This is a genomic window from Enterobacter sp. 6722112, from assembly GCF_058661685.1.
Map to the genome: position 1 here is coordinate 3,786,036 of NZ_JBZWGR010000007.1, position 22,622 is coordinate 3,808,657.

Annotated in this window: 20 protein-coding genes; 6 read left to right on the forward strand and 14 right to left on the reverse strand. The window is 55.5% G+C overall.

The genetic code is table 11. From position 1 onward, the window contains the following. Window positions 1–5: 5 nt before the first annotated feature. The 4 genes from sspA to zapE all read right to left on the reverse strand — a co-directional run bounded on the left by sspA (window position 6) and on the right by zapE (window position 3,211). Entirely contained in the window at window positions 6–644 is a 639-nt protein-coding gene (gene sspA, locus AC4OVU_RS19540; protein WP_003860438.1) for a stringent starvation protein SspA, read from the reverse strand. A 307-nt stretch (window positions 645–951) separates the two neighbouring features. After that, window positions 952–1,344 (reverse strand): 30S ribosomal protein S9, encoded by a 393-nt coding sequence (gene rpsI, locus AC4OVU_RS19545; protein ID WP_003860436.1) that lies wholly within the window; start codon window positions 1,342–1,344, stop codon window positions 952–954. Window positions 1,345–1,359: 15 nt separating this feature from the next. Next, the gene (gene rplM / locus AC4OVU_RS19550; protein ID WP_003860434.1) at window positions 1,360–1,788 is read right to left on the reverse strand and encodes a 50S ribosomal protein L13; all 429 of its coding nucleotides are present in this window, start codon (window positions 1,786–1,788) and stop codon (window positions 1,360–1,362) included. 292 nt (window positions 1,789–2,080) lie between these two features. Beyond that, the gene (zapE, locus tag AC4OVU_RS19555) at window positions 2,081–3,211 is read right to left on the reverse strand and encodes a cell division protein ZapE (protein ID WP_110292548.1); all 1,131 of its coding nucleotides are present in this window, start codon (window positions 3,209–3,211) and stop codon (window positions 2,081–2,083) included. A 189-nt stretch (window positions 3,212–3,400) separates the two neighbouring features. On the opposite strand from zapE, the gene zapG reads away from it, so the two are divergent. From zapG to degS, 3 genes are all read left to right on the forward strand, one after another. Next, entirely contained in the window at window positions 3,401–3,799 is a 399-nt protein-coding gene (gene zapG, locus AC4OVU_RS19560; RefSeq protein WP_003860432.1) for a Z-ring associated protein ZapG, read from the forward strand. Window positions 3,800–3,969: 170 nt separating this feature from the next. Then, window positions 3,970–5,337, forward strand: a complete 1,368-nt coding sequence (gene degQ / locus AC4OVU_RS19565) for a serine endoprotease DegQ (protein WP_015572006.1) — start codon at window positions 3,970–3,972, stop codon at window positions 5,335–5,337. A gap of 92 nt (window positions 5,338–5,429) precedes the next feature. Beyond that, on the forward strand, window positions 5,430–6,497 hold the full coding sequence (gene degS / locus AC4OVU_RS19570; RefSeq protein ID WP_003860430.1) for an outer membrane-stress sensor serine endopeptidase DegS: 1,068 nt from the start codon (window positions 5,430–5,432) through the stop codon (window positions 6,495–6,497). A 51-nt stretch (window positions 6,498–6,548) separates the two neighbouring features. On the opposite strand, the gene mdh is transcribed toward degS, so the two are convergent. Further along, window positions 6,549–7,487: a malate dehydrogenase gene (gene mdh, locus AC4OVU_RS19575; RefSeq protein WP_003860429.1), complete on the reverse strand. Its 939-nt coding sequence runs from the start codon at window positions 7,485–7,487 to the stop codon at window positions 6,549–6,551. Between the two features lie 397 nt (window positions 7,488–7,884). On the opposite strand from mdh, the gene argR reads away from it, so the two are divergent. Further along, window positions 7,885–8,355, forward strand: coding sequence for a transcriptional regulator ArgR (gene argR, locus AC4OVU_RS19580; RefSeq protein WP_003860428.1), 471 nt, complete (start codon window positions 7,885–7,887; stop codon window positions 8,353–8,355). A 378-nt stretch (window positions 8,356–8,733) separates the two neighbouring features. Next, complete coding sequence (gene yhcN, locus AC4OVU_RS19585) at window positions 8,734–8,997, forward strand: peroxide/acid stress response protein YhcN (RefSeq protein WP_023304501.1); 264 nt, start codon at window positions 8,734–8,736, stop codon at window positions 8,995–8,997. Between the two features lie 59 nt (window positions 8,998–9,056). Here yhcN and AC4OVU_RS19590 read toward each other — a convergent pair whose 3' ends face one another. The 5 genes from AC4OVU_RS19590 to aaeX all read right to left on the reverse strand — a co-directional run bounded on the left by AC4OVU_RS19590 (window position 9,057) and on the right by aaeX (window position 14,032). Beyond that, on the reverse strand, window positions 9,057–9,329 hold the full coding sequence (locus AC4OVU_RS19590) for a barstar family protein (protein WP_003860424.1): 273 nt from the start codon (window positions 9,327–9,329) through the stop codon (window positions 9,057–9,059). A gap of 45 nt (window positions 9,330–9,374) precedes the next feature. Beyond that, a complete protein-coding gene (locus AC4OVU_RS19595; RefSeq protein ID WP_063405268.1) occupies window positions 9,375–10,829 on the reverse strand; it encodes an NAD-dependent succinate-semialdehyde dehydrogenase in 1,455 nt (484 codons plus the stop codon). Window positions 10,830–10,915: 86 nt separating this feature from the next. After that, a complete protein-coding gene (aaeB, locus tag AC4OVU_RS19600; RefSeq protein ID WP_048246793.1) occupies window positions 10,916–12,883 on the reverse strand; it encodes a p-hydroxybenzoic acid efflux pump subunit AaeB in 1,968 nt (655 codons plus the stop codon). Window positions 12,884–12,888: 5 nt separating this feature from the next. Then, the gene (gene aaeA / locus AC4OVU_RS19605; protein WP_017382713.1) at window positions 12,889–13,821 is read right to left on the reverse strand and encodes a p-hydroxybenzoic acid efflux pump subunit AaeA; all 933 of its coding nucleotides are present in this window, start codon (window positions 13,819–13,821) and stop codon (window positions 12,889–12,891) included. Between the two features lie 7 nt (window positions 13,822–13,828). After that, on the reverse strand, window positions 13,829–14,032 hold the full coding sequence (gene aaeX, locus AC4OVU_RS19610) for a p-hydroxybenzoic acid efflux pump operon protein AaeX (protein WP_003860416.1): 204 nt from the start codon (window positions 14,030–14,032) through the stop codon (window positions 13,829–13,831). 179 nt (window positions 14,033–14,211) lie between these two features. Here aaeX and aaeR point away from each other — a divergent pair, with 179 nt between their 5' ends. Next, window positions 14,212–15,138, forward strand: a complete 927-nt coding sequence (gene aaeR / locus AC4OVU_RS19615) for an HTH-type transcriptional activator AaeR (RefSeq protein WP_491928767.1) — start codon at window positions 14,212–14,214, stop codon at window positions 15,136–15,138. Between the two features lie 49 nt (window positions 15,139–15,187). Here aaeR and tldD read toward each other — a convergent pair whose 3' ends face one another. From tldD to AC4OVU_RS19635, 4 genes are all read right to left on the reverse strand, one after another. Then, window positions 15,188–16,633: a metalloprotease TldD gene (tldD, locus tag AC4OVU_RS19620; protein ID WP_017382710.1), complete on the reverse strand. Its 1,446-nt coding sequence runs from the start codon at window positions 16,631–16,633 to the stop codon at window positions 15,188–15,190. Between the two features lie 83 nt (window positions 16,634–16,716). Beyond that, window positions 16,717–20,523, reverse strand: coding sequence for an AsmA2 domain-containing protein YhdP (gene yhdP, locus AC4OVU_RS19625; RefSeq protein WP_110292547.1), 3,807 nt, complete (start codon window positions 20,521–20,523; stop codon window positions 16,717–16,719). 42 nt (window positions 20,524–20,565) lie between these two features. Then, a complete protein-coding gene (gene rng / locus AC4OVU_RS19630) occupies window positions 20,566–22,035 on the reverse strand; it encodes a ribonuclease G (protein WP_003860405.1) in 1,470 nt (489 codons plus the stop codon). After that, the gene (locus AC4OVU_RS19635; RefSeq protein ID WP_040118162.1) at window positions 22,025–22,618 is read right to left on the reverse strand and encodes a Maf family protein; all 594 of its coding nucleotides are present in this window, start codon (window positions 22,616–22,618) and stop codon (window positions 22,025–22,027) included. Before AC4OVU_RS19635 ends, rng begins: the two co-directional genes overlap by 11 nt. Window positions 22,619–22,622 lie beyond the last annotated feature (4 nt).

The following is a 22,622-nucleotide window of genomic DNA, read 5'->3' on the forward strand; positions in this document are numbered from 1 at the left end:
AGTCATTAGCCTCGGCCGAGACGCATTTCACGTTCCGGTTCAGTTAAAGATGCCAGGAAAGAGTCGCGCTCAAAGACGCGAGTCATGTAGCCTTTCAGCTCTTTCGCGCCAGGGCCGCTGAACTCTACGCCCAAGGTTGGCAGACGCCACAGCAACGGAGCCAGGTAGCAATCCACCAGGCTGAACTCGTCGCTCAGGAAGAAAGGCTTTTGACCAAATACCGGCGCAATCGCCAGCAGCTCTTCACGCAGCTGTTTACGTGCAGCATCCGCTTCAGAAGAGGAACCGTTGACGATAACGTTCATCAGCGAGTACCAGTCTTTCTCGATACGCTGCATGTACAGGCGGCTTTCGCCACGCGCAACAGGATAAACAGGCATCAGCGGCGGATGCGGGAAACGCTCATCCAGGTATTCCATAATGATACGGGATTCCCACAGGGTCAGCTCGCGATCCACCAGCGTCGGTACGCTTTGGCTCGGGTTGAGATCGATCAGATCCTGAGGCGGGTTATCCTTTTCCACATGCTCGATCTCAAAACTGACACCCTTCTCGGCCAGCACGATACGAACCTGATGGCTATAAATGTCAGTAGGACCAGAAAACAGCGTCATTACCGAACGTTTGTTGGCAGCGACAGCCATGAAAACCTCCAGGTATATTCAGAATTTTTACTGCTACCAGCCCAACGGGGCCAGCCAGATGATGTATCGCCCATCCCAGAGAAGACACATTGTTCAAGAATCGAACAAAAATCGAGTATTCACCGATATTTGGGCAGAAAATTGGATGATAGTTTACCAGATTTTGATGGCTTTGTGGTGAGGGGATTCCGGAAATGTGGAAAAAGAGAAGATATATGAAATGTTACTGTGGATAACCTGCGCATTATCCATAAAAAAACCCGCCGAAGCGGGTTTTTCGCCAATCGTTCTGCGTAAGCAGAATGGATTAACGTTTGGAGAACTGTGGACGACGACGTGCTTTACGCAGACCCACTTTCTTACGTTCAACCTGACGAGCGTCACGAGTAACGAAGCCAGCTTTACGCAGTTCAGAACGCAGGGATTCGTCGTACTCCATCAGCGCGCGGGTGATACCGTGACGGATCGCACCTGCCTGACCGGAGATACCACCACCTTTAACGGTGATGTACAGATCCAGTTTTTCTACCATATCAACCAGTTCCAGCGGCTGGCGAACTACCATGCGGGCAGTTTCGCGACCGAAGTATTGTTCCAGAGAACGCTGGTTGATTACGATTTTACCACTGCCCGGTTTGATGAAAACGCGAGCTGCGGAACTTTTGCGGCGACCAGTGCCGTAGTATTGATTTTCAGCCATTGCCTATAATCCCGATTAGATGTCAAGAACTTGCGGTTGCTGTGCCGCGTGGTTGTGCTCGTTGCCTGCGTAAACTTTCAGTTTACGGAACATAGCACGACCCAGCGGGCCTTTTGGCAGCATGCCTTTAACCGCGATTTCAATCACACGCTCAGGACGGCGGGCAATCATCTCTTCAAAGGTCGCTTCTTTGATACCACCGATGTGGCCGGTGTGGTGGTAGTACATTTTGTCAGTACGCTTGTTGCCGGTAACAGCAACTTTGTCAGCGTTCAGAACGATGATGTAATCACCGGTATCAACGTGCGGAGTGTATTCCGCTTTATGCTTACCGCGCAGGCGACGAGCCAGTTCAGTAGCCAGACGGCCCAGAGTTTTACCGGTCGCGTCAACAACATACCAGTCGCGCTGTACGGTTTCTGGTTTAGCTGTAAAAGTTTTCATTAAAAGCTTACCCAAATAATAAGTTACACGTTGGTGAACACCCAAACGTTTAGTCAGTTGAGGTTCACACGACAAAGTCCGGCAAACCTACCCCTTCGAATAGCACATGCCGACACATAGAAAGTTTCGGGAAAAAAACCTTCTCGTAACGTGGGGTCGCAAGATTATAGAGAAGTTGAGGTCAAAGATCGACCCTTAAATGTGATTTGGAATGGGTTTTTCGGGGTCAGGTATTGTGCGGTCTGGTGCCCTCACCCCCAGCCCCTCTCCCACGGGGAGAGGGGAGCATTTATTACGGCATATGCTCACGCTTGAGGTACTCTTCGCTCTGCATCTCTTGCAGGCGCGACAGGCAGCGCTGGAACTCAAACTTCAGGCGCTCGCCCTGATAAACCTCATATAAAGGCACCTCGGCGCTGACCACCAGCTTAACGTGGCGCTCGTAAAACTCATCTACCAGCGCGATGAAGCGGCGCGCTTCGCTCTCCATGAGTGGGGTCATAACGGGCACATCCCACAACATAACGGTATGGAACAGACGCGAAAGTGCAATGTAGTCATGCTGGCTGCGGGCGTCCACGCAGAGCGTTGCAAACGAGACGGCCAGCGTCTGGTTTTCTACGCCAAGCGTCGGCAACGGACGATGATTAATCTCCAGCGCTGGCGCGTTACCCCGCGGCGCTCCCGCCAGCGCCAGCGCCAGCCACAGTTTATCCATCTCGCGGGCTGTGTCGGCATTCAATGGCGAAAGCCACAGGTGTGCCTGCGTTAATGTGCGCAGACGATAATCGACGCCGGCATCGACGTTCATGATATCGCAGTGCTGTTTGATAGCATCAATGGCCGGCAGGAAACGCGCCCGCTGGAGACCATTGCGATAAAGCTCATCCGGCGGAATATTGGAGGTCGCCACCAGGGTGATCCCACGCGCAAACAGCGCTTTCATAAGCCCCCCCAGCAGCATGGCATCCGTAATATCGGAAACAAAGAACTCGTCGAAGCAGAGCACGTCCGTTTCCGCCTTAAAGCGATCGGCCACAATGTCCAGCGGGTCGGTTTCGCCCTGGAGCGCCGTCAGCTCTTCATGGACCCGCAGCATAAAACGGTGAAAGTGCAGGCGCTGCTTACGCGTGCCGGGCAGGCTCTGGTAGAACATGTCCATCAGCCAGGTCTTACCCCGCCCAACGCCGCCCCACATATATAAGCCACGAACCGGTGCGTTTACCGTGGACTCTTTTTTGCCCAGTAAACGGCCGAATGCCGCCTTCAGCCCACTGCTCTGCACCGCATCGGCGGGTTTCGCCAGAAGTTCCTGATAAATCGTGTCCAGGCGGTTAACCGCTTCACGCTGGACATCATCCGGCTGGTGTGTGCCCTCGCTCAGGGCCAGTTGGTAACGCGATGAAGGGGACAGGTTTTGCATGATGTTGTTGTTATTCCTTTAGTTAAACCTCACCAGCGCGCGTGGCTGATGAAAAAAAGGCCGTTCTACACTACGCGATGATACGTCAGGATTCCACTTCTGCGGAAATAGCGGTTATAGTGGCATAATCAGGCACAGGCAGGAGCCGAGCCAACACCCTACGGAACAACAAGACAACGGGAGAAGTTCATGACCTGGGAATATGCGCTAATCGGTTTAGTCGTCGGCATCATCATTGGTGCTGTGGCCATGCGTTTCGGTAACCGCAAATTGCGTCAGCAGCAGTCACTGCAATACGAACTGGAAAAGAACAAAGCCGAACTGGAAGAATATCGCGAAGAGCTGGTCAGCCACTTTGCCCGTAGCGCTGAGCTGCTGGACAACATGGCGACAGATTATCGCCAGCTCTACCAGCACATGGCGAAAAGCTCCAGCAGCCTGCTGCCGGAAATGACCGCGGAGACCAACCCCTTCCGCAATCGTCTGGCTGATTCTGAAGCCGGTAACGATCAGGCTCCGGTTCAGATGCCACGCGACTATTCAGACGGCGCGTCCGGCCTGCTGCGCGGTGGCGTAAAACGCGATTAATCGCACAACCTGAATAAATTTTACGGGCGTACCTTATGCGCCCGTCCTTTCTTCCCGTCCCCAGCTATTATTTAGTCAAACACCTCATTGTTCAGCGGTTGAAAATTCAATAACATCAAGATGTTTTTGGGGCCGTTCTTTTTCATTCCAGGATACGAGAGTCAGCATCAATGAAGAAAAAAAACCAGCTGTTGAGCGCCTTAGCGTTAAGTGTCGGGTTATCTCTCTCGGCGTCCTTCCCCGCCAGTGCGGCACTGCCTTCGCAGGTGCCTGGACAAGAAGCCATTCCCAGCCTTGCGCCGATGCTTGAAAAAGTCCTGCCTGCGGTAGTCAGCGTTCAGGTGGAAGGGACGGCACGCCAAAGCCAGCGTATTCCTGAAGAGCTGAAGAAATATTTTGGCGAAGACGCGCCGGATCAGCAGGCTCAGCCGTTTGAAGGCCTGGGCTCAGGGGTGATTATCGACGCGGCTAAGGGCTATATCCTGACCAATAACCACGTGATCAGCCAGGCCGATAAAATCAGCGTTCAGCTGAACGATGGTCGGGAGTTTGACGCCAAACTGATCGGCGGTGACGATCAGAGTGATATCGCCCTGCTACAGGTGCAAAACCCCAGCAACCTGACCCAGATCGCCATTGCAGATTCCGATAAGCTGCGCGTCGGTGATTTTGCCGTCGCAGTCGGTAACCCGTTCGGTTTAGGCCAGACCGCCACCTCCGGGATTGTCTCCGCCCTGGGGCGCAGCGGCCTGAATCTCGAAGGGCTGGAAAACTTCATCCAGACCGATGCCTCCATCAACCGGGGCAACTCCGGCGGTGCGCTGCTTAATCTGAACGGTGAGCTGATCGGCATCAACACCGCTATCCTCGCGCCAGGCGGCGGCAGCATCGGGATTGGTTTTGCCATTCCGAGTAACATGGCGAAAACCCTGTCTCAACAGCTGATTCAGTTTGGCGAGGTTAAGCGCGGTCTGCTGGGCATCAAAGGCATGGAGATGAGCGCCGATATCGCCAAAGCCTTTAAGCTCAACGTCCAGCGCGGGGCGTTTGTCAGCGAAGTGCTGCCCAACTCAGGCTCTGCGAAAGCGGGTGTGAAATCCGGCGACATTATTGTCAGCCTGAACGATAAACCGCTGAGCAGCTTCGCTGAATTACGATCACGTATTGCCACCACGGAGCCGGGCGCTAAAGTGAAGCTGGGCCTGATCCGCGAGGGCAAACCACTGACCGTGGAAGTGACGCTGGACAAGAGCACCTCCTCTTCCGCCAGCGCAGAACAGATCTCCCCTGCTCTACAGGGCGCTACGCTGAGCGACGGTCAGCTTAAAAACGGCACGAAAGGCATTACCGTCACTACCGTTGAGAAGAGCAGCCCGGCCGCGCAGGCAGGTTTACATCAGGACGACGTGATCGTGGGCGTGAACCGCACTCGCGTGCAGTCTATTGCCGAAATGCGTAAGGTGCTGGAGAGTAAACCGGCGGTCATTGCCCTGCAAATTATCCGTGGCAACGACACCCTCTACATTTTACTGCGTTAACCATTTGCGACTCCGGACATCGCCGCTGCGTGTGATGTCCGGATAACTCATGTTATGCTGCAAACCGTTCCTTTTTTAACGACACACGCATCATGCTTTTAAAGCTCTTTCGTTCAATTGTCATTGGTTTGATCGTTGCCGGTCTGCTGCTGGTGGCTATGCCATCTTTACGCCAGTTCAACAAACTGTCGGCTCCTCAGTTCGACAGCACGGATGAAACGCCTGCAACGTACAATCAGGCGGTACGCCGTGCTGCCCCCGCCGTGGTTAACGTCTATAACCGCGGGCTTAACAGTTCCGCTCATAACCAGCTGGAGATCCGCACGCTCGGTTCCGGCGTGATCATGGATGACCGGGGCTACATCATCACCAATAAACACGTCATTAACGATGCCGACCAGATTATCGTCGCCTTACAGGATGGCCGCGTGTTTGAAGCCCTGCTGGTGGGGTCGGACAGCCTTACCGACCTGGCGGTGCTGAAGATCAACGCCACGGGCGGTCTGCCGACTATCCCGATTAATCGCAAACGCACGCCGCACATCGGCGATGTGGTGCTGGCGATCGGTAACCCGTACAACCTGGGCCAGACCATCACTCAGGGGATCATCAGCGCGACCGGTCGAATCGGCCTGAACCCGTCAGGGCGACAGAACTTCCTGCAAACCGATGCCTCGATCAACCACGGTAACTCCGGCGGTGCGCTGGTGAACTCTCTGGGCGAACTGATGGGCATTAACACCCTCTCCTTCGACAAGAGCAACGACGGCGAAACGCCGGAAGGGATTGGCTTTGCCATTCCGTTCCAGCTGGCGACCAAGATCATGGACAAGCTAATCCGTGATGGCCGCGTGATCCGTGGCTACATCGGTATTGGCGGGCGTGAAATCGCGCCGATGCATACGCAGGGCGGTGGTATCGATCAGATCCAGGGGATTGTGGTCAACGAAGTGGCGCCTGGCGGCCCGGCGGCCAACGCAGGTATCCAGGTGAACGACGTTATCCTTTCCGTCAACGGTACGCCAGCGGTCTCTGCGCTGGAAACCATGGACCAGGTGGCTGAGATTCGCCCGGGCTCCATCATCCCTGTTGAAGTCATGCGTAATGACAAGAAGCTGACGATTCAGGTCACCATCCAGGAATACCCGGCCACTAACTGACGGGCATAAAAAAACGGAGCTTAACGCTCCGTTTTTTTTACCGGGATAAGATCACTTGTTAACGAATTCTTCGCCCAGCGTAATGTCTTTCTTCAGCGTATCCAGCATGCCTTCCATCGCGTTTTGCTCAAACGCGCTCAGCGTGCCAATAGACTTACGCTCTTCAACACCGTTTTTACCCAGCAGCAGCGGCTGAGAGAAGAAGCGCGCGTGTTCACCGTCGCCTTCAACATAGGCGCATTCAACAACGCCTTTTTCGCCCTGCAACGCGCGAACCAGAGACAGGCCGAAACGTGCCGCCGCCTGGCCCATAGACAGGGTTGCAGAACCGCCACCCGCCTTCGCTTCCACCACTTCGGTGCCTGCGTTCTGAATACGTTTGGTCAGGTCAGCCACTTCCTGCTCGGTGAAGCTCACGCCCGGGATCTGCGACAGCAGAGGCAGGATGGTCACGCCAGAATGACCGCCGATAACCGGCACTTCCACTTCCGTTGGCTGCTTGCCTTTCAGCTCAGCCACGAAGGTATTGGAGCGGATGATATCCAGCGTAGTTACGCCGAACAGTTTGTTCTTGTCGTAAACGCCCGCTTTCTTCAGCACTTCTGCTGCGATAGCAACGGTGGTGTTCACCGGGTTGGTGATGATCCCGATGCACGCTTTCGGGCAGGTTTCAGCAATCTGCTGAACCAGGTTTTTCACGATGCCCGCGTTGACGTTGAACAGGTCTGAACGATCCATACCCGGTTTACGCGCAACACCCGCGGAGATCAGCACCACGTCGGCACCCTGCAACGCAGGACGCGCATCTTCACCGGAGAAGCCTTTGATTTTCACAGCTGTCGGGATGTGGCTCAGGTCAACCGCCACACCTGGGGTTACCGGAGCAATATCGTACAGGGAGAGTTCTGAGCCTGAAGGCAGTTGGGTTTTCAGTAGTAGGGCAAGCGCCTGGCCGATACCACCAGCAGCGCCGAGGACTGCGACTTTCATCCTAAACTCCTTATTATGGTTAACTTAAGTATCTGTAACTCCGTTGCGGCGACCATAATTCAGCACGTCATTAATTACAATTTTCATCGCTAAAGAATTTGAGGTCGCACGTCTTTCGCCTTCACCTGAATACTATCGGGATGCAGGCAACAACGAATTAAGAGGGGGTTACAATACACCCTGCCACGCCACCAAAACAACATCATTTTGATAACATTTAATTTACTTTTAAGCTTATTTGCGCGGCGTGACCCAGGCATGTTTTCCGATAACAAAATCTGATAAAATCTCTCCCTTTCATAACATTATTTCAGCCTGGTGCCAGGTAGATAATTTGCATAAAAATTCATCCACATGCATAATAATGTTGTTTCTATCGTCATATTCCGGGTGACTTATGCGAAGCTCGTCTAAGCAAGAAGAATTAGTAAAGGCGTTTAAAGCGCTACTCAAAGAAGAGAAATTCAGTTCTCAGGGAGAAATTGTTCAGGCGTTGCAGGAACAAGGCTTCGACAACATCAACCAGTCGAAGGTCTCTCGCATGTTAACCAAGTTTGGTGCGGTGCGTACGCGCAACGCCAAAATGGAAATGGTTTATTGCCTGCCTGCTGAACTTGGCGTGCCAACGACCTCCAGCCCGCTGAAAAACCTGGTTCTGGACATCGACTACAACGATGCCGTGGTCGTGATCCACACCAGCCCGGGCGCAGCCCAGCTGATTGCCCGCCTGCTGGACTCGCTGGGTAAAGCAGAGGGGATCCTCGGAACTATCGCTGGCGATGACACCATTTTTACCACCCCGGCAAATGGTTTCTCGGTGAAAGACCTCTACGAAGCGATTCTGGTCCTGTTCGAACAGGAGCTGTAATTGTCTGCCCCGTAGCGCCTGGCTGCGGGGATCATTCTGCTCTTGCCTCGTTTTACCCTGCTTTTCTCTGCCTGCTACTTTTGCAAATAGTGCTTTTTACCGCCTGTTAACATTCATTCAGTGAATGATATGCCGCAAAATCGCACTAAAAATCAAATTGTCCTATCCCTTTGATTTATTCAAGAAAAAACCACAAACCTCGCATTGTGCTGCCCTTTTTTATGCATTCTCGTTATAAAAAATGAATTTTTTAACGCGTAATAACAGACGAAACCATTAGTCTGGTATTAATTTTTTGCGTGATTAGTGTATACTTGATTTTGTGATGAGGGTCACAGAACAAAGACCCCAGTAAAATAATTGACGAGGTAAATAATCATGAAAATTAAAACCACTGTAGCTGCCCTGAGCGTACTGTCAGTCCTGTCATTCGGTGCGTTTGCAGCCGACACCATTAATGCTGAACAGGCACAATCCCGTCAGGCTATCGGGACTGTTTCTGTTGGCGCCATCGGTACGTCTCCGATGGACATGCACGACATGCTGAACAAAAAAGCGGAAGAACAGGGTGCGTCATCCTATCGCATCATCGAAGCGCGCAGTGGCGACCACTGGCACGCTACCGCAGAACTGTACAAATAAACCCTCGTCGTATCTCATCATACGACTTGCCCCTGACCTCCCGGTCAGGGGCTTTTTTATCACTGGCGCACGTTGAAACGCAGTTGCCCTTCCAGCTCCTCCTCCGCTTCATCAAACAATAAAATCAATGCACCAAAGCGTCTGCGTAGTTTTTCAGGCAGATGGGTAAATTCGATTTCCAGCGGTAACGGCAGACGATCGCCGGTAACCACATCCCACAGCATATCAAGATTGCTTACGCTGCCCCGCTCCAGGTCGAACGCCCGAATAAACTCGCGATAGAAGTCTTCCTGACTCTCAATTTCGTCAAAATCAAAGGTATAAATTTTCATTGCCAGCCACCCGGTACAGGCGGGCGGCAAATGCCGCCCTGTCTATTATAATCCCCCGATATGCAGGGTTTTGACTTCCAGAAACTCCTCCAGCCCCAGCACGGACCCTTCGCGGCCCAGCCCGGACTCTTTTACGCCCCCAAACGGACCCAGCTCGGTCGAGACCGCACATTCATTAATTCCGATCATGCCGCTCTCAATGGCCTGCGAGACGCGGAACACGCGCGAGAGATTCTGGGTATAAAAGTAGGCTGCCAGCCCGTAAGGCGTATTGTTAGCGCGCATAACCACTTCGTCTTCCGACGTGAAGCGGAAGCAGGCGGCAACGGGACCAAAGGTCTCCTCTTCTGCCAGCTTCATGCCTTCATGGCAGTCACCGAGTACGGTTGGCATCCAGAAGTTGCCGCCAAGTTCGTGCGGTTTACCCCCAGCCAGCACCGTGGCGCCCTTCGCTACCGCATCTTCGACGTGCTCACGGACTTTTTCGACAGCCGAAGGCTCAATCAGCGGGCCGACAATGACGCCCTCGTCCAGACCGTTACCCACCTTCAGCGCCTTCACCGCATCGGCAAGTTGATTGACAAACTTGTCATAGACCGTCTCCTGAATATAGAAACGGTTTACGCTGACGCAGACCTGCCCGGCGTTACGGAACTTATTGGCGATCGCGCCTTTGACGGCGGCCTCAATATCCGCGTCCTCGAAAACGATATATGGCGCATTACCGCCCAGCTCCATCGATACCTTTTTCATGGTCTCTGCGGAATTGCGAACCAGCGTTTTCCCGACGGCGGTTGATCCGGTAAACGAGATTTTGCGCACGTCATGGCTGGCCATAATGGCGTCACTAATTTCTGAGGTGCTCCCCGCGACCGCATTCAGCACACCATCCGGCACACCGGCCTGCTTCGCCAGCGTCAGCAGCGCAAAGGCGCTCAGCGGCGTGTTGTTTGCAGGCTTGATGACGCCGGTACATCCTGCTGCCAGCGCCGGACCGAGCTTACGGGTGAGCATGGCCATCGGGAAATTCCATGGCGTGATAGCAGCAACCACCCCGACAGGTTCACGAGTGGCCAGAATACGGGAGCCGGGTTTAACCGGAGGAATGATTTCACCGTTGGCGCGCTTGGCCTGCTCGGCAAACCACTGAATGAAGCTGGCAGCGTAGTCCACCTCACCTTCAGCCTCTTTCAGCGGCTTGCCCTGCTCGGTAGTCATCAGCCGCCCGAGCCAGCTTTTGTTCTCGATAATCAGTTCATACCAGCGATAGAGGATCGTGGAGCGCTCTTTTGCCGTTTTTGCGCGCCATGCGGGAAAGGCCTTCGTCGCGGCCGCAATGGCCTCTTCGGTTTCGGCTTTCCCTGCTTTCGCCACTTTCGCGACCACCTCACCCGTGGCCGGGTTTAGCACATCAAACGTGGTGTCGAGTGTTTTCCAGATACCGTTAACCAGATACCCGGTCTGAAAAAGGATACTGTCCTGAAGAGCCTGGGTTGTCATGTGTCCTCCCTTCCTGGATGTTTGAACCTGCAAGAATAAGTATAGCCACAAAAAAACCGACGCTTTTGGCGTCGGTTTTCTCTTCATTAGCTGTCTGTCAGCGCATTCTGGTAGCGGTGCAGCATAAACACCAGCCGCTCTACCGGCTCGGTAACCTGCGGCGGCGCTTCCCAGATCCGCAGTTTCTCCTGGTAGATATCCAGTTCCTCCAGCAGTTGCTTAAAGTAGCGGCGACGTTTGTCATCACTCGATGCCGATATCACATGGTCCGCCGTTCGCCGTAGCTGGCGGTGGTAGGCGGACAAATCATCGTTGATCGGCACTGGCGCGTTCCGCAGACGCTGGTGCGCGATAATCATGGTTAACGCCAGGCGGAAGCGGGCGACATCGCCCGGGAATTTATTCAGCAACAGGAACAGCTGCTGATAGAGCGCCGGCAGGTGGTTCTCCTTGCGCCGCGCGGTGTTGGTAGTCAATGACGATACGGCGGCCGACACAAACTGATTCAGCAGCACACGCCCTGTCCGCGCCTGAGAGTTATCCCGCACCAGCAGGATCACCATCATCGCCAGGAAACAGCCCACCAGCTGACCTAATGCGCTATCCAGGAACTGGCTGAAATGGAAGGTCATCGGGTTATCCAGCACGATGATGTTAATCGTGCTCGCCAGCGCACCCAACGATCCCAGACGGCGTTTTTGTACCTCAATCCCGATAAAGAACGCCATCACCGCCAGGCTGATGCAGAGCAAAAGCATGCTTTGCTGCGTCGAGGGGATAATCACCAGGAAGTAGAGCGCGCCAATGGGTAACGCCGCAAAGGTGCCGTACAGAAAATCGATCGCGACCATGCGCGGGTTGGGCAGACGCATCGCCAGCGCGGTGACGACGGCAATCATCACCATCGCGCCGCTGCCGGACGTCCAGCCGGTCCACAGCCAGAACAGCGTGCCGAGTATACAGGCCAGGGTGGTACGCCAGAAATTAACCATCGCATGGTGGCGCTCGGCGGACTCCGGTTTGATCACCACTTCGCCCTGCAATACCTCTTCTTCCGCCGCACTGATTTTGGTGTTGCTAATCACGCCGCGTTTCAGGAGCAGGTAGCGCGTTGCGGCGCCAACCCAGGTATAAATGGTGACTGGCGTATCCCGTTCTCCTGTCCAGGCAATCACACGACGCATGCGTTTAAGCTGTCGATGCACGTCCTGCACCGTCTCCACGGGCTCATCAAACAGTTCGCGGAAAGTATCCGTTACCACTTCGGGGCGGGTGTTCTGAATCAGGTAGGTTTCACACGCCTGGGTGATCAGCGTTAACGAGACGGTATTGATCGCTTTCAGACGACGATTGGCCCGCTCCCAGCGGGAAGACTCCATGTTGAGATTACTGCGCATCCCTTCCAGCGCCTGCGTGCGGCGCACCAGCGCGCTCCAGGCCTTGTCGACCTCTTCGCTGTCGCCGTGCTTAATGCACAGCTGCATAAGCTGGTACTGAGCAACAATCAGCGCGTCCAGCTCACGATCGACTTCCTGCTTGATGGATCGCGGAGAGAAGAGCAGATCTGCGACAATCGCGCAGACGATACCAATGACAATCTCGCTACAACGTTCCACGGCGAACTGCGGAGCAAGCAGCGGTTCACTCTGAATGGTGATGATAATAATCAGCGCGGTATACCCCGCCAGACCCCAGGCGTACGAGTTCTCCACCTTCACCAGCGAAGAGACCCAGGTGCAAAAACCCGCCCAGATACAGCACACAATCAGCATCAGCAGCGGCGTGCGGATCATCAGGATGATAATGGTCAGGGCGGCGATACAGCCGATAAAGGTGCCGATAATACGCAGCATCCCGCGATAGCGAATTGCCCCGGAGTAAGGTTCGCCACCCGCCGCGAAGGCTGGACCGGCGGCGACGATCGCGGCGGTCAGAACGGCCCAGCGCGGCGTTTCAAGCTGGAAATGGAAGCCAACAAACAGCGCCAGCACAATGGCGCATGCCAGCTTCACGGCGAAGCGGATGTGCTGGCTGGCGATGGAAAAAATGCCCATAGCGATCAACCAAACTCGCGCAGGCGATGGGCGATTTGACGGAAGATAGAATCCTGGCTGGCATCACGGTCTTTTTCACCCGTGATCACCACCGTCGCGGTGGTGCCTGCGGGCCAGAGGTTGCTCTGCTGCTCATCCAGACGAATGCGTACCGGTACGCGCTGCGCCAGGCGAACCCACTCGAGGTTAGAATCGACGGTCGCCATCCCTTTTGTATCATTGGTACTGCTGGAGTTGGTCACCCCCGCGGCCACGCTGTCCACGGTTCCCTTCAGGACCCGGTTGCTGCCGAGCGGCGTGATTTCGGCGCGATAGCCCGGACGCACGCCTTCCAGCTTGGTCTCTTCCATATAGGCGAGGACGTAGAAGGAGTTCTGTTTCACCAGCGCCACGGCAGTAGAGCCGCGCGTGATAAACTCACCCGCATAGACGTTGAGGTTGGTCACCCAGCCATCGGACGGGGCGCGGATAACGGTACGCTCCAGATCGAGCTTCGCCAGATCGCGCGTCGCCTGCGCTTTTGCCAGCTGATGCAGCACGGTTTGCAGCACGTTATTGGACTGATCAATCTCTTCCCGGGACATGGCCTGGATGCCCAGCTTGTTACGGCGACCTGCTTCACGGCGTTTTTCAGCGGCCAGCGCGTTGTAATACGCCACGTCGGCTTCCGCTTCTTCCAGCGCTTTTTGATAGCGCGGCTGGTCGATGGTGAACAGCACCTGATCTTTTTTCACCAGTTGGTTATCGTGGACGTTGACCGCCGTAATGAGACCGGCGACATCGGGCGCTATCGCGACCACCTCCGCGCTGAAACGCGCATCGCGCGTCCACGGGGATTCGGTGTAATAAACCCAGGCGCGAAAAATAGCGATGAACGCCAGGATGACCAGCGCCATAGTGATGGCAGTGCGGGAGATTTTTCTTGTTAGCGTTTTCACATCAACCTCAGACAAACATGCGCGATATTAAATAGAACAGGCAGCAATACAGCGCGGTATTGAACAATGCAGGATGCCAGACGAAATCATAAATCCCGGTAGGGACCAGCACCTTGCGCACCAGCCAGAAGATCGCCAGTGATAAAAGAAGCTCAAAAAATATCGGTGGGAACGACAAACCGAACACCACGATAACGGGAAACAGACTCATGTTGACCTTGATTAAAGAGAGTGCAGGTTACTGGATTTTTAAGCTCGCGCCGCCGCAGGAGAGCAAGAATTGCCGGGCGAGAGTGGCGCAGCCGTTATGTAATTAATAATATATTAACGTAACTGTTATGCTGTTATCTATCATATGTGATCTAAATCACTTTTAAGCCAGAGTGAATAATGGAACGTCTAAAACGCATGTCCGTCTTTGCGAAAGTGGTTGAGCAAGGCTCTTTTACCGCCGCAGCACGTCAGCTACAAATGAGCGTCTCATCCATTAGCCAGACAGTGTCAAAACTGGAAGATGAGCTCCAGGTGAAGCTGCTCAACCGCAGCACCCGCAGCATCGGGCTGACGGAAGCGGGTAAAATTTACTATCAGGGCAGCCGTCGAATGCTGCATGAGGTGCAGGATGTTCACGAGCAGCTCTATGCCTTTAACAACACGCCTATCGGCACGCTGCGTATCGGGTGTTCTTCAACTATGGCACAAAATGTTCTCGCTGCCATGACGGCGGAAATGCTGAAAGAGTATCCCGGTTTAACCGTTAATCTGGTAACGGGCATTCCGGCACCGGACCTGATTGCCGATGGGTTAGACGTGGTGATCCGCGTTGGCGCGTTGCAGGACTCAAGCCTGTTCTCGCGTCGACTGGGCAGCATGCCGATGGTGGTCTGCGCGTCGAAAAGCTATCTGGCACAGTATGGCGTGCCGGAAAAACCTGCCGACCTGAGCAACCACTCGTGGCTGGAATACAGCGTTCGGCCAGATAACGAATTTGAATTGATCGCGCCGGAAGGGCTTTCCACTAAACTGCTGCCTGAAGGCCGCTTCGTAACCAACGATCCGATGACCATCTCACGCTGGCTGGTGGCCGGGGCCGGGATCGCCTACGTACCGCTGATGTGGGTGATCAACGAGATCAACAGCGGCGTGCTGGAGATCCTCTTCCCGCGCTACCAGTCCGATCCGCGTCCGGTGTACGCGCTCTATACCGAAAAGGACAAGCTGCCGCTGAAGGTGCAGGTCTGTATTAACTATCTGACGGACTATTTTGTGGAAGTGGCGGAGCTGTTTCAGGGCATGCGAGGTAGAAGGAAAGAGTAGGCTTTTCCCCTCTCCCCGTTGGGGAGAGGGTTAGAGTGCGGGGGAAAATTTACGCCGTGCCGCCCACCGTCAGATTATCCACTTTCAGCGTAGGCTGACCGACGCCCACAGGCAGGCTCTGGCCCTCTTTGCCGCAAACGCCCACGCCGTTATCCAGTTTCAGGTCGTTACCGACCATGGAAATCTGCTGCATGGCCTCAATGCCGGAGCCAATCAGGGTTGCGCCCTTCACCGCTTTGGTCACTTTGCCCTTCTCAATTAGATACGCCTCTGAGGTAGAGAAGACAAATTTGCCGGAGGTGATATCCACCTGACCGCCGCCAAAGTTTGGCGCGAAGATACCGTAATCAACGGATTCGATAATCTCCTGCGGCGTGGACTGGCCCGGCAGCATGTAAGTATTGGTCATGCGCGGCATCGGCAGATGTGCGTAGGATTCACGACGGCCGTTACCCGTCGGCGCAACGCCCATCAGGCGCGCGTTAAGCTTGTCCTGCATGTAGCCTTTCAGTACGCCGTTTTCGATCAGCACGTTGTACTGACCCGGTGTACCTTCATCGTCGATAGAAATCGAGCCGCGACGGTCGAGCATGGTGCCATCATCCACCACGGTACACAGCTCTGAGGAGACAAGCTGCCCCATCTGACCGCTGAATACGGACGTCCCGCGACGGTTGAAATCACCTTCCAGGCCGTGACCGACCGCTTCGTGCAGCAGCACGCCCGGCCAGCCTGCGCCCAGTACCACCGGCAACGTACCGGCGGGTGCAGCCACGGCAGACAGGTTGACCAGCGCCATGCGCACGGCTTCTTTTGCCCATGCATCCGCGCGGGCTTCGCCGTCAACATCACCCAGGAACCAGTCATAACCAAAACGACCGCCGCCACCGCTGGAGCCGCGCTCGCGCTTGCCGTCGTCTTCAACCTGCACGCTGATAGAGAGACGCACCAGCGGGCGAACATCCGCCGCCAGGGTACCGTCCGTCGCCGCCACCAGGATCAGTTCATAAACACCGGTTAGGCTGGCAGAGACTTCCTGCACGCGTTTATCCGCCGCGCGAGCCACTTTGTCCACGCGACGCAGGATGTCCAGCTTCTCTTCGCGGCTCATGCTTTGCAGCGGGTCGATGCTGGTATAGAGCGCAGCGTGCTGCACTTCACCCAGCGTTTTCACCCGTCCGTCGCCTGTATCGCGCACAATGGTTCGCGCCGCCTGCGCGCTCTGCTCCAGCGCGGCCAGGCTTATCTGGTCTGCATAGGCAAAACCGGTTTTTTCGCCGCTGACGGCGCGCACGCCGACGCCCTGGTCAATGTTATAAGAGCCATCTTTAATGATGCTGTCTTCTAAAACCCAGGATTCGTGATAGCTCGACTGGAAATAGAGATCGCCGTAGTCGAGGCGGCGTTCGGTCAGTTGACCAAGAATGGAGAACAGGTCCTGATGGCTCAGGCCGTTCGCTGCGAGCAAATGTTCACTTACCAGGTTCAGACTCATCTATTGCTACTCGTTCGTTGCCGCCAGTGGCGGTATAAAGATCGTATTTATTGAGAGTGAGGCAATTACCTGCCCACGTCAAATCATTGCTGTGCTTCTTTGCGCGGCTGGCGCAGCACCTCATTAATCTGTGGTTTATCAACCGGCCCGGTAATGCGATAGCGCAGAATCGAGACTTTGCTCCAGAGCGGTCCCAGCACTTTACTGGCCGCAAACACCGCCGCCCCGACGATCGGATTGACCACAAAGGCTGCCGCAACGCCCACGCTTGCGGAAATCTCCGGCGCCACTACGGCTTCCATATCCAGCTCGCGGCGCACGAGATCCACTGACCCTTTCATCGCGATATCCGCTTCCAGGCCGTCCACCAGCGTGTCGTCGGTGTGCAGAACGCCGTCTTTGATCCACGCCGTGCTGCGAATGGAATCGTAGTAGAAACCTTCGCTGAAGGTGTCGCTAAAGTCGAAGCGCAGCTTGCGCAGCAGCGCGTCAAAACTCAGCAGACGCAGGATCTGCCCGGCGCGCCCCGTGCTCACATCGGCAATCTCCCCCTTACCGAAGTGGGTTTTCAGGATGCCGTTAAGCGAAGCTTCATCGGGTGTCCATGGCGCTGCGCGCCAGTGCAGATCGTAATTCACATCGAAGGACGATCCGCGAAGCGGCGTGCTAATGCCGAAGAAGTTAGCTGCGGCGTCCAGCTTGTTGCCTTTAATATCGCCTTTCAGCGAGGTGCGCTGTTCACCCGGTTTGTTCACCCATTCGCCAGCGGCAGTCATGCGGCCAAAGCCGGTATCCACCAGCCCACCAGAGAGGCTCAGCGTATTGCCCTGAATAGCAAAATCACCGTCGATACGGCCATATTTTTGCCCCCACAGCCAGCACTCCGCACAGCGCAACTGGAGATCGGGCCAGCCGCTGAAATCCACGCGCGACCTCCCACTGCCACTGACAGGAGAAGCGCTTGTCGACTCTGCTTTAGACGCCGTAAAGGTCGGATTGTAATAGAGGTAACGGATAGCCGCCTGCCATGGCGCGTGATCGCGCATGGTCAACGAACCGTTGATCTCACGCCCCTGCGCCTCGACCTTTGAGCCGTTTACCGTCGGCCGGGAGACAATACTCAGGTTGTTCCACTGCTGCCCGCCCAGCGTCAGCGCAGGCGTGCGCAAGGTAATGGACTGCGGGAACTGCGCCGTTTGGTCGACGTTTTGCCCGACACCTTTCTGGAACAGTGCCAGCCACTCTGCGCCATCCATCGGCGGGAGATTCAGTTCAACGCCCGCCTGCTCCGGCAGCGGCGGCGTGGTACGGCTGTCCGTCGTCCAGATCGCTCTGTCCAGCGTCAGCTTGCGGTTAAGCAGCCAGCGGCTGTTGAAGTGGTTTGTTCCACCAGCGTTTCCGGTTAAATCGAAGCTGTTAAGGTTGCCCGCAACCTTAACATTGACGGGCAATGCTTCACCGCTTTTCTTATTCAGCGGCGCGGGAAGTTGGCTGCTGAGGTTTTTCAGATCGCCCGTAATGTCGACGTTATAGCGCGCACCGGCATGATAAGGCAGGTCGATGGCGACCTTGCCATTCCATGACACCGCGCCGTCCACCGCATTCTCAATCGGCTTCGGCAGAACATCCATGCGTGACGGCTGCCAGTTCGCGTCCATATTGACCGCCACCTGGTAGGCTTTATCGCCCTCGGTGGTGGAGAAATCGATATTGACGGGTTGATTGAACCAGGTCGCTTTCAGCGGCTCACTTTTCAGCGTGCCGTTAACAAAGCTGAACTGACCGCTGAGGTTTTTCAGCGTGCTGTCCAGCGGCTTGATATAGAGGCTGTTGTTATTAAGGCTAACGTCGCCTTTGGCGGTGGTCATTTCACCGTCCAGCGGGATATCCAGATGTAAGCGAGCATTCACATCGCCATCTAACTGCAACTGCTGAAGGGTGGCTGCCAGGGAGTCTTTCAGCGGCGTATCTTCAAAGTACGGGCCAACCGCTTTACCTGGCCCCTTAATATCCGCATCAATCAGCAGTTTCTCTTTGGAGTAATCCGGGATGTTTGCCGTCAGGTTGCTTGCCGTTACGCCGCCCAGCGCAACGCTGTCCGTCTTCATCCACAGGCCGTCATTCAGGAAGTTGAGTTCAATATCCAGATTCTTCAGCGCCGGCCAGTCCGGCTGGAAGGCATAGGTGGCGTTGCGTAGAGGCACCAGAACCTGGAACTGGCCTTCGTTGTGCTTATACGGGAACAGGTGCGGGTTGCCGCCGTAGACCAGCGTGGCGTTATCCGCCTGGCCGCCCTGAATAGCGCCGCTGAGATAGTCCACCAGCGCTTTCCCCATCAGGTTTTCCGGGAAGTAGCGCCACGCCTGCGAACCGTCATCCGTGCTGATGCCCGCCAGAATACCCAACCACGGCTCATCGCCTTCAGGCTGTAGATAACGGAAATTACCGCGGGCATGTACCGCTTTGGCTTTCACATCGATATCGCGGCCATCGAGCTGAAAACCTTTGTCATTCTTCAGCCAGTTGAGGATGGCATTTCCCTTTTCGATCTCCAGTGGCGCACGGAAGACCGTTTCGTACGGCATTTTCGCGTCCTGCATTTCTGCCGTCAGCCTGCCGTTTTCCACGCTTCCTTCCAGTTTACCGCTGAAGTGCTCGGCACCCGGCAGCAGTTTCCACTGTTTCCATGCGAGATTTTTCCATACCGCCTGAAAACGCGTCTTTTCCGTAGCCTGGAGCGGAACATCCAGCGCCAGCCGGTTTATTTGCCCGCTCGGCTGCGTCGCCAGCCAGATTTCGCCCAGCTCCGGGGAGAGTTTTGCGGCCATTGAACGCAGCCCTTCGATCGCCGTCAGATCCAGGTTACTGGCGCGGATACGCAGCTCGTCGCTGCGTTTACCGTTTATCCCGCCGACGTCCTGCTCCGGCATCCACGCCAGCGTCAGCGCGCCGCGCGGCCAGGGTTTGTTATCCATGGAGATGCGCGTATCCGGTATAGCGAACTGCCAGCCGCCTTTATCCTGCGTCACGTGTGCGGTGAGGTTATCGACGGAAAGTTGATGCTGATGGTTTTCCCCCTTCCAGCTCGCGCCCCCCTGCTTAAGCCAGATATCGCCGCTGGCGAACGTCCCGTTCGTCAGGGTCATCCAGCCCTCCAGGCTGAAGCGCGCGGTCTCCAGCTGCATGTTTTGCTGTAGCCACTCACCGAGCCACGGCTTCACGTCCACGTCGTCCGCCTGTAGCCACACCCTGCCGTTGTTCAGCAGGCCATTATCGTCACGCAGATCCATCCGCACCTGCATAACGCCGTGCTGCCCGTTCAGGCTGGAGAGATTCACCTGCCCCTCGGCGCGGTGGCGATCTTTCCCGTTTAACCAGGTCAGCTGTGGGATCGCCAGCTCAGCGCGCTGGCCGGAAAGAGTTATAAAGCTCACTTCGCTGTCGCGTAGATCGAAATGATCGAACTGCCGCAGGAACAGATCGCTGATACGGCTGGTTTCCAGCCCCCGATCGCTGTCGCCGCTTTGCAGCGGCGTGTTAGTCATCAGCTGAAGTTGCCAGAAGGTGAGATCGCGAAACTGCCAGCGCAAATGCAGCAGGCTTTGCCAGACATCCAGCGCCAGGGTGACGCGTTTGATTTTGAGGTGGCCGCCATCTTTCAGGCTGGCGCTGATATCCCGCGCATCAAGCGTCGGGCCAAAGTTCTGCCAGCTTGCCTCGATATGACTCACGTCCACCGGCAGGCCGGTGGCGGATTCGATTTTTGCCAGGATCTGCGGACGCCAGCTGTCCAGATGCGGCAAGGCGAGACGCAGCCCGCTCACGAGCAACGCGACAATCACGACCAGCGTTGCCCCTGTAAGCAGTAAAATCCCCGGCAATCGCCTCACGCGTCTCTCCTTGTCAGCCTTAAATCTCGCAGCGAACTGCGTTTACATCATGACGACGTCAAACTGCTCCTGGTTATAGAGCGGCTCAATTTGTACTTTTACCTGTTTGCCGACAAAGATTTCCACTTCTGCCAGCGCGTGCGACTCTTCCCCTTTCAGGGCCTCCGCCACCGCAGGGGAAGCATAGACCAGAAAACGGTCTGAGTCGTAGGCATGATGGACACGGACAATCTCACGCATGATCTCGTAGCAGACCGTCTCCACCGTCTTTACCGTTCCGCGTCCATGGCAGGTTGGACACTCATTACACAGGACATGTTCCACGCTTTCGCGGGTCCGTTTCCGGGTCATTTCCACCAGACCGAGCTGCGAGAAGCCATTGATGCTGGTTTTCACGCGGTCCTTACTCAGCGCCTGCTCCAGTGAGTGCAGCACGCGACGGCGGTGATCTTCATTGTTCATATCGATAAAGTCGATGATGATAATGCCGCCCAGATTACGCAGACGAAGCTGACGCGCGATGGCCTGCGTCGCTTCTATGTTGGTGTTGAAGATGGTGTCATCGAGGTTGCGATGGCCGACAAACGCGCCGGTGTTGATGTCGACGGTGGTCATCGCTTCGGTTTGATCGATGATCAGATAGCCACCCGATTTCAGCTCAACCTTACGCTCCAGCGCACGCTGGATTTCGTTTTCAACGTCATAGAGGTCAAATATTGGCTGGCGTCCGGTGTAATGCTCCAGCAGACCCGGCATTTCCGGGATGTATTCGGCGGTGAACTCCAGTAAGGCTTCGTACGTCAGACGGGAGTCCACGCGGATGCGGTCAAGCTGGGCGTCGGCGAAATCGCGTAATACGCGCTGAGCGAGCGCCAGCTCACCGTACAGCCTGTAGCGGGTCTGGTTGCGTTTTTTACGCTCCATCACTTTGGTCCAGACGCGCTTCAGATAGGCCGCATCCGAGGCCAGATCTTCTTCGCTGATCCCTTCCGCCGCGGTACGGATAATAAACCCGCCCTGCTCGTCGCAGTAGGCGCTGACCACCTTTTTCAGGCGCTCACGCTCGCTTTCGCTCTCAATACGCTGTGACACGCCGACGTGCGACGCCCCCGGCATAAAGACCAGATAGCGTGAAGGCAGGGTGATGTCGGTGGTCAGACGCGCGCCTTTGGTGCCCAGCGGATCTTTTACCACCTGCACCATCAGATCCTGGCCCTGACGCACCAGCTCAGAAATGTCGCGCACGGCAAACTGCTTTTGCTCTTCGCCTGCCACGCATTCGGTGTGCGGCATGATATCGGAGGCATGTAAAAACGCCGCCTTATCGAGCCCAATATCTACAAAAGCCGCCTGCATACCCGGCAGGACACGACTGACACGACCTTTGTAGATATTGCCTACGATTCCGCGTCGCGCTTCACGCTCAATATGAATTTCCTGAAGAATGCCACCATCAATGTAGGCCACACGGGTTTCCGATGGCGTTACGTTTACCAACAATTCAGCCGTCATAATTATCCCTTCCCTCACGCAGTGAGTTAAAATTGCTCAGCAACTCATACGTTTCCACCAGCGGTAAGCCGACTACGGCGTGATAGCTGCCATTTATCTTCCTGACAAAACAGCCACCCAACCCTTGAATACCGTATGCACCTGCTTTATCCATAGGTTCACCGCTGGCGATATAGCCGGCGATCTCCTCGTCGGTGAGGACTCTGAACGTCACTTCCGTTACCACAAGGCAATCCAGAACGTACTGGCTGTCTGCCAGCGCTACCGCCGTCATCACCTGATGGGTTTGTCCGGACATGCTACGCAGCATCCGCGCCGCATGGTCTGCGTCGCGGGGTTTCTCAAGCACCTCACCATTGAGAATGACGATGGTATCCGCACCCAGCACCGGTAAGTCACGCGGCACGCATGCCACGCCCGCCTGCGCTTTTTCACGCGCCAGACGAGAGACATACTGCTGAGCGCTTTCACCCTCAGCACGTTTTTCTTCGATACCGGTAACGATGCGTTCGAAGGAGACACCCAACTGCGCGAGCAGTTCCTGGCGACGCGGAGAACCGGAGGCAAGATACAAAGACGTCATAGAA

Coding starts and splice junctions, on each gene's coding strand:
- argR (WP_003860428.1), top strand. CDS start 7,885: ATGCGAAGCTCGTCTAAGCAAGAAGAATTAGTAAAGGCGTTTAAAGCG.
- zapE (WP_110292548.1), bottom strand. CDS start 3,211: ATGCAAAACCTGTCCCCTTCATCGCGTTACCAACTGGCCCTGAGCGAG.
- yhcN (WP_023304501.1), top strand. CDS start 8,734: ATGAAAATTAAAACCACTGTAGCTGCCCTGAGCGTACTGTCAGTCCTG.
- rpsI (WP_003860436.1), bottom strand. CDS start 1,344: ATGGCTGAAAATCAATACTACGGCACTGGTCGCCGCAAAAGTTCCGCA.
- tldD (WP_017382710.1), bottom strand. CDS start 16,633: ATGAGTCTGAACCTGGTAAGTGAACATTTGCTCGCAGCGAACGGCCTG.
- degS (WP_003860430.1), top strand. CDS start 5,430: ATGCTTTTAAAGCTCTTTCGTTCAATTGTCATTGGTTTGATCGTTGCC.
- zapG (WP_003860432.1), top strand. CDS start 3,401: ATGACCTGGGAATATGCGCTAATCGGTTTAGTCGTCGGCATCATCATT.
- AC4OVU_RS19635 (WP_040118162.1), bottom strand. CDS start 22,618: ATGACGTCTTTGTATCTTGCCTCCGGTTCTCCGCGTCGCCAGGAACTG.
- aaeR (WP_491928767.1), top strand. CDS start 14,212: ATGGAACGTCTAAAACGCATGTCCGTCTTTGCGAAAGTGGTTGAGCAA.
- rplM (WP_003860434.1), bottom strand. CDS start 1,788: ATGAAAACTTTTACAGCTAAACCAGAAACCGTACAGCGCGACTGGTAT.
- AC4OVU_RS19595 (WP_063405268.1), bottom strand. CDS start 10,829: ATGACAACCCAGGCTCTTCAGGACAGTATCCTTTTTCAGACCGGGTAT.
- aaeX (WP_003860416.1), bottom strand. CDS start 14,032: ATGAGTCTGTTTCCCGTTATCGTGGTGTTCGGTTTGTCGTTCCCACCG.
- aaeB (WP_048246793.1), bottom strand. CDS start 12,883: ATGGGCATTTTTTCCATCGCCAGCCAGCACATCCGCTTCGCCGTGAAG.
- sspA (WP_003860438.1), bottom strand. CDS start 644: ATGGCTGTCGCTGCCAACAAACGTTCGGTAATGACGCTGTTTTCTGGT.
- mdh (WP_003860429.1), bottom strand. CDS start 7,487: ATGAAAGTCGCAGTCCTCGGCGCTGCTGGTGGTATCGGCCAGGCGCTT.
- AC4OVU_RS19590 (WP_003860424.1), bottom strand. CDS start 9,329: ATGAAAATTTATACCTTTGATTTTGACGAAATTGAGAGTCAGGAAGAC.
- rng (WP_003860405.1), bottom strand. CDS start 22,035: ATGACGGCTGAATTGTTGGTAAACGTAACGCCATCGGAAACCCGTGTG.
- degQ (WP_015572006.1), top strand. CDS start 3,970: ATGAAGAAAAAAAACCAGCTGTTGAGCGCCTTAGCGTTAAGTGTCGGG.